The organism is Caballeronia sp. LZ028 (assembly GCF_031451415.1).
In the GTDB taxonomy this organism is placed as follows: domain Bacteria; phylum Pseudomonadota; class Gammaproteobacteria; order Burkholderiales; family Burkholderiaceae; genus Caballeronia; species Caballeronia zhejiangensis.
Genome location: NZ_JARUXN010000001.1, coordinates 1,568,445 through 1,574,132, shown reverse-complemented (window position 1 = coordinate 1,574,132; position 5,688 = coordinate 1,568,445). Strand labels below are relative to the sequence as shown.

9 protein-coding genes are annotated in these 5,688 nt (G+C 63.8%); 1 reads left to right on the top strand and 8 read right to left on the bottom strand.

The features are described from left to right. Positions 1–125: 125 nt before the first annotated feature. From QCE58_RS07415 to QCE58_RS07390, 6 genes are all read right to left on the bottom strand, one after another. The gene (locus QCE58_RS07415) at positions 126–1,235 is read right to left on the bottom strand and encodes an enoyl-CoA hydratase/isomerase family protein (protein ID WP_250480487.1); all 1,110 of its coding nucleotides are present in this window, start codon (positions 1,233–1,235) and stop codon (positions 126–128) included. Beyond that, entirely contained in the window at positions 1,232–1,927 is a 696-nt protein-coding gene (locus QCE58_RS07410; protein ID WP_250459695.1) for a TetR/AcrR family transcriptional regulator, read from the bottom strand. Before QCE58_RS07410 ends, QCE58_RS07415 begins: the two co-directional genes overlap by 4 nt. Before the next feature lie 49 nt (positions 1,928–1,976). Further along, the gene (locus QCE58_RS07405) at positions 1,977–2,159 is read right to left on the bottom strand and encodes a hypothetical protein (protein ID WP_008349944.1); all 183 of its coding nucleotides are present in this window, start codon (positions 2,157–2,159) and stop codon (positions 1,977–1,979) included. Between the two features lie 211 nt (positions 2,160–2,370). After that, positions 2,371–2,655, bottom strand: a complete 285-nt coding sequence (locus QCE58_RS07400; protein ID WP_008349946.1) for a DUF1488 domain-containing protein — start codon at positions 2,653–2,655, stop codon at positions 2,371–2,373. Positions 2,656–2,807: 152 nt separating this feature from the next. After that, on the bottom strand, positions 2,808–3,161 hold the full coding sequence (locus tag QCE58_RS07395; protein WP_008349948.1) for a hypothetical protein: 354 nt from the start codon (positions 3,159–3,161) through the stop codon (positions 2,808–2,810). After that, positions 3,161–3,427, bottom strand: coding sequence for a hypothetical protein (locus tag QCE58_RS07390; protein ID WP_033535792.1), 267 nt, complete (start codon positions 3,425–3,427; stop codon positions 3,161–3,163). Before QCE58_RS07390 ends, QCE58_RS07395 begins: the two co-directional genes overlap by 1 nt. Before the next feature lie 303 nt (positions 3,428–3,730). Here QCE58_RS07390 and QCE58_RS07385 point away from each other — a divergent pair, with 303 nt between their 5' ends. After that, positions 3,731–4,069 carry a hypothetical protein gene (locus QCE58_RS07385; RefSeq protein ID WP_250480486.1) on the top strand — a complete coding sequence of 113 codons (339 nt, stop codon included), beginning with the start codon at positions 3,731–3,733 and terminating at the stop codon, positions 4,067–4,069. A gap of 6 nt (positions 4,070–4,075) precedes the next feature. Here QCE58_RS07385 and QCE58_RS07380 read toward each other — a convergent pair whose 3' ends face one another. Next, positions 4,076–4,414: a multidrug efflux SMR transporter gene (locus tag QCE58_RS07380; RefSeq protein ID WP_008349954.1), complete on the bottom strand. Its 339-nt coding sequence runs from the start codon at positions 4,412–4,414 to the stop codon at positions 4,076–4,078. 18 nt (positions 4,415–4,432) lie between these two features. Beyond that, the gene (locus QCE58_RS07375; protein ID WP_034473617.1) at positions 4,433–4,930 is read right to left on the bottom strand and encodes a heme-degrading domain-containing protein; all 498 of its coding nucleotides are present in this window, start codon (positions 4,928–4,930) and stop codon (positions 4,433–4,435) included. Positions 4,931–5,688: the final 758 nt, after the last annotated feature.

The following is a 5,688-nucleotide window of genomic DNA, read 5'->3' as shown; positions in this document are numbered from 1 at the left end:
GAAAAACGACCCGGACGCACATGCGACCGGGTCGTCAAATCCCGCCCTAAACGGTACACCGTTCGCTATCTAAGAAAAGACCTTAACTGAACGGCATTAGCCCGCGCGGGCCGCTTTTCACAGCGTCAGTCCTTTAACAGCCGCAGCGGATGCGCCGCGGGCGTCCACGCGCTTTCGAACATGCGATCGACATCGGCGGCGTTCACATCCTCGGCGCGCGCGATCTTCCAGCGCGGCTCGTTGTCCTTGTCCACGATGCGCGCGCGGATGCCTTCCCGCACATCGCCGCGCTCGAACATCGTGCGCGTCAGATCAAGATCGCGGCGCAGCGTCTCGGCCATCGTCGAGAATTTCGCGCGATCGACCTGCTGCAACGCTACATCGACGGACAGCGGCGAGCGCTCGCGCAGCTCGGCGGCCGTGCGTTTCGCCCAGTCGTTGCCGATGTCCGCCTCGCGTTCGAGCGACGCGAGGATCGACGCGCCGTTGCCCGCCGCGAAGTGCTTGTCGATCATCGTGCGCGCGGCGGCCAGCTCGCCGTTTTCGGGAATCGGCGCGACCTTGTACTTCGTCGTTTCGTTCTGCACGAAGCGCACGATCTCGACGCCATCGAGAAAACGCTGATGCCTGAGCGATTCGATGAGGCCCGGCAGCGCGCCGTCGTCGAGATAAGCGTCCGCCATGCGGGCGTACAGCGCGTCCGCGGCGGAAAGGCTCGCGCCCGTCGCCGCGAGATAACGGCCGATCGCCCCGGGCGTGCGCGCGAGGAACCAGCTCACGCCGACATCGGGAAAGAGACCGATGCGCGTCTCGGGCATCGCCATCTTCGTCGATTGCGTGACGACGCGCAGGCCGCCCGTGTGATGCGCGCCCTGCGAGATGCCCATGCCGCCGCCCATCACGACGCCGTTCACGACCGCGACATACGGCTTCGGGAACGTGAAGATCGCGTGATTGAGCTTGTATTCGTCGGTGAAGAACGCGTCGATCGCCGCCCGGTCGCCCGCCTGCGCGGACTCGTACAGAAAGCGGATATCGCCGCCCGCGCAAAACGCGCGCACGTGCGGGCTATAGACGATGACGGCGCGGATCGCCTGATCGTGGCGCCACGCGCGCAAAGCCTCGCTGATCGCGCGCAGCATCGGCGGGGTCAACGCGTTGAGTGCCTTCGGACGATCGAGCGCAATGAAGCCGATGCCGTTGGCGGTGTCGATACGGATGTCTTCGGTGGTCATCGTGTTGAAGTGTCGGGTCGATTCGCTGAGATGAATCGAGGTTCGGTTCGGTTGGCCGGCGCGAACCACGCGTCGAGCGACAACTCGACGAGCGTCGTGGCCGGCGTCTCGGGCAGCGCCGCGCCGGTCAGCTTCAGCGCGACGATGCCATGCAGATTCGCCCACAGGCCTTCCGCGCACGCGAGCGGCGCGGCGTGCGCGGGCAGCCGGTCGGCGGCACGCAATTCGGCGAACGCGTCCGCGATCAGCGAAAGCGTCGCCGCGCCTTGCTCCGTCGCGTGATCGTCGCCTTTACGCTGGGCCTCGGCGACTGCCTGCGCGGAATCCGTGTGCTCCATGAACATCAGCCGATACGTCTCGGGCTCGGCCAGCCCGAATTCGACATACGCGCGGCCCATCGCGTTCAGGCGCGCGGCCGGATCTGCAATCGATGTATGGGCGAGGAACGCGTCGCGCAGACTCGCGTGCCCTTCCACGCGCAACGCCCGCGCGATATCGCCACGGCTCTTGAAGTGAAGATAGAGCGCGGCGGGCGAATAATCGATCGCCTCGGCCAGCTTTCTCATCGATAGCGATGCAAAGCCTTCGCGCTTCACGATCTCGCGCGAGACCTCGAGTATGCGCTCGCGCAGCGCCTCGCGCTGCTCGCGTCTTTGCTCCGTGCGGCGCTCTTGCGAACCCATGCGAGGCATTGTCGGCACCGCCTCTTTCGAAGTCAAATTGCGACGCGCGGGCGCGCGCTCAGACGGTCATCTTGCCGTCGTCGTCCCGTCGCGAAGCCGCGCGATAAAGCGGCTCGTCCGAGTCGCGCAGCACGACCGACGCGAACACGATGCACAGCGCAAGAATCAGCACACCAACGGCTGCCCAGATGAGCCATAGCGCATTGGACTCGACAAGTGAGTGAAGAAAGGATTGAAGCATGACGACCCCGCGCGATTTTTATATTTGACCGCCCAAGCGCATGGCGTTGAGCAAGTAATGTGCCGAGCGAATCGCATCGCGTGCGGCGAATAGATGGATGGTACTCCGTTGCGCGATCACGCGGAAGGAGGCGCGGCGTGTCCCGCGCGAATAAAGAGGCGGCGCGATGCAGGTCTTACATCGCGCCGTGTAAGAGATGAACGAAGGTGCGTCAGACGGTGACGCGCCCCGGCGGAAAGTGTCCGCTTTTCAGGAGCACGGGCATGCCGTTGGTCACGCGCAGATGCTCCCGCGCGACCGCTTCGATGCGCGTGCGGCCCGCATCGAATGCGTCGATCCAGCCGGCGCTGTCATAGGTCTGCGCGCCGAAGTGATCTTCGAGCGCTTCGACCGAAATGGCGCACGGCACGCGCCGGCCATCTACGATCGCGGCGAACTCGACGGTCAGGTTGGAATCGCGGTAATCGGGCGCGTCCGGAAGGAATCGGATATTCATGATTGTCTCGTTGCTGAAGACGTTCAAGCGCTGAAATCACTTCTATCGCTGCGTTCGATGCGGGTCCGCTCGCGGCGCCGCGAACGATCGCACGAATCGATTCGGCGACTATGGTACTCGCGCTCGCGCCGGGCGGTCCAGCGCCGCGCCGCTCATGCCGCGAGCACGGATTCGTCGACATCGACGACGAGCAGCGAGCTTGCAAGCGGATCGGCATAGTTGAAGTCGAGCAGCCGGCTCATTTCGCGCACGCGGTCGCACACGCGTTGACGCGCATCCAGCGACAGATGCGGATAGTCGCGCAACACTTGCGCGTCGAATCGGTAATGCACGCCCCACGCGACATTGCCCGGATGATTCGCGACGCCGCCCGTGCGCCAGCTCACGAAAAGCGCCGGCGTCGGCTCCGCGCCGATTTCCGCGACGTCCGCGCCGCTCGGAAACAGATCGATCAGGCTGTTCGCGACGTCGTACAGCACGGTATGTCGAAGATGAACGGGGCGCATTACGTCGATTGCAGCAAGCGGTCGATGTATTCGCGCGCGGCCTGCTCGACGTGTGCGAGCGCCTCGTCTTCGGTTGCGAAGCGCCGCTCGGGACCGAGATCGACGAGCGCTTCGAAACGATGGACATCGTCCGGGCCGCCGCGCGCGAGGCTCACCGAGCCGACATAGATCGGCGCTTCACCGTCGTTTTCGCCGTGCGACTGCACGAGCCGCGCCGAAGCGCTGATGTAATACCCACGATATGGCCCCGTGACTCGTTCTGCCATGGTTTTGCCTCCGTTCAATTGGCCGCGCATGCGCCGGTTTTCGCCGATATCCGCGGCAATTTCAACCGAAACGCCAGATGAATAAGGCGCGCGATCCGGAAAATAGTTCATCGGGCGGCTTGACGCGCATACGGGCGCTCTCACGGTTTGATCGCAAGCATCGCGCCCGCGCGGGTTGCGCTAACAACCGCTTACGTGTCGCGTAAGGCGCGTATGGGACAATGCGTCTCTCAAAAAAAGCGCCCTCGCCGCGAAGCTCGAGGCACTGCGGCGCGCATCGAAATCCGCTCTCACGAGGTAAAGATGAAGGAATCCGGTCGGCGCTTGCGCCGTATCTCCGCACGCGTCGCGACGCTCGGCGCTGTCGTCGCGATCTCGGGTCTCGGCGCCTGCGCGTCGTCGAACGAAGCATCGCTCATCAATCTGCCCGATGGACAGACCGGCTACGCGGTCAACTGCAGCGGCGCCGACGCCGGATCGAGCTGGGCGAGCTGCTACGTGCTCGCCGGCAAGAAATGCGGCGCGACCGGTTACGACATCGTGTCGAAGGACAACGAGGAAGGCGGCCCGACCGGCGGCGGCATCAGCAACGTGGTCTCCGCGAACGTCAAGAACCGTTCGATGATCGTGCGTTGCAAGTAGAGCGCATCAATGCGCGCTCATCTTCGAGAAGGCGTTGAGCACGACCACGCCGGCGACGATGAGACCCATGCCGAGCATCGCGGGCAGATCGGGCGTCTGTTTGAAGAGCAGCGCCGCGACGAGCGTGATGAGCACGATGCCCGCGCCCGACCACACCGCATACACGATGCCGACGGGCAACGCGCGCAGCGTCAGCGACAGCAGATAGAACGACAACCCGTATCCGGCCACGACGATCGCGGCGGGCAGCGCGCGCGTGAAGCCATCGGAGGCGCGCAGCGCGGAAGTCGCGATGACTTCGGCGACGATCGCGATGGCGAGAAGCACATAAGCGGTTGAGCGCATCGGCGTCGGGGCTCTCTTTTAGTCGCGTCCGAGAGACAGGTCGCCGAAGTTCTGGCCGAGCACGGCGCATAGTGCTTCGACCACAAGCTGATGGTCATCGCGCTGCGGAAGTCCCGACACCGCGACGGAACCGATCACGCCCGCGCCCTGCACGCGCAGCGGGAATGCGCCGCCGTGCGTCGCGAACGCTTTGGGATCGAGCGTGTACTTGTCCGCGAGCGTCGTGCCGGCCTGTTGCAGCGTGAGGCCGATCGCATACGAACTGCGGCGGAAATGCTCGACGGTGCGCGACTTGCGCTCGACCCAGCGCGCGTTGTCGGGTGTGGTGTTGTCGAGCGCTGCGTAGAAAAGCTGGCGCCCGAAGGTACGCACATCGATGACGATGGCCGCATCGCGCGCCAGCGCCATCTCGCGCAATTGCGAACCGATTTGCCACGCGTGTTCCGAGTGAAATTGCGGGAACACGAGCGTGTGCTCCTGATGCGCGATGGCTTGCAGAACGTGGGGAATGTCCATGGACGGGTCCTTTGGCGTGCTTGAAGCGAAGATGGTGGGTGTGGAGGAGATTTTCGCACGCGTGGGGGAAGGCGCGATGTCTGCGTTGGTCGTGAAGGAGTGGAAATGCGACTTGGGGTTTGGAAGTCGAGGACGACGTTGATGCGAAAAGCCTGACTGACCAGGCTGATTGCGGCCCCAGAAACCGAACGCGACGGACGCTGCCTGCGCGACAGCGAATGTGTCGTCTGCGAGCATTGCGGACACAGCGGGTTTCTCAGCCACCTACGACCGACGCCTTGTTTGTCTCGCGCAGCATCGTGACCATCAGTTCTTCCGTGAATCGGCTGTTCTTCATGACTTCCATATCTCGGTTGGAAGCCATTTCTCAGTTTCGGTTGGCCCAAACTCACCAGGCAAGGCAACGAAATCAGGTTATACGGTAATGCGATCAGGCTCACGTTTCGACAGCGGCTCGACATCGCTCAAAATCAGCGCCGGCATCGCTCACTTCATGAAGTTGCAATGCTCGCGCGTAGCGGGCTACAGCGGGCCAGCCGAATTCGTCTGCCTGAGCATGCAGTTGACGAGTTAAGGATCACTCTTCCGAGGGGCGCTCCGAAAATTGTCATTCGGAAAGCAACCCGCCGGCGCTCGTCGAGAGCGAACTTGCGCTCGCTTTGGCGCTTGTGAGCGCGTCGGTCGCCGTGTTGACGCTCTGCGCCGCCGCTTTGCTCGCGGCGGCGGCTCCCGAGACACTCGATGTCGCCGACGCGGCA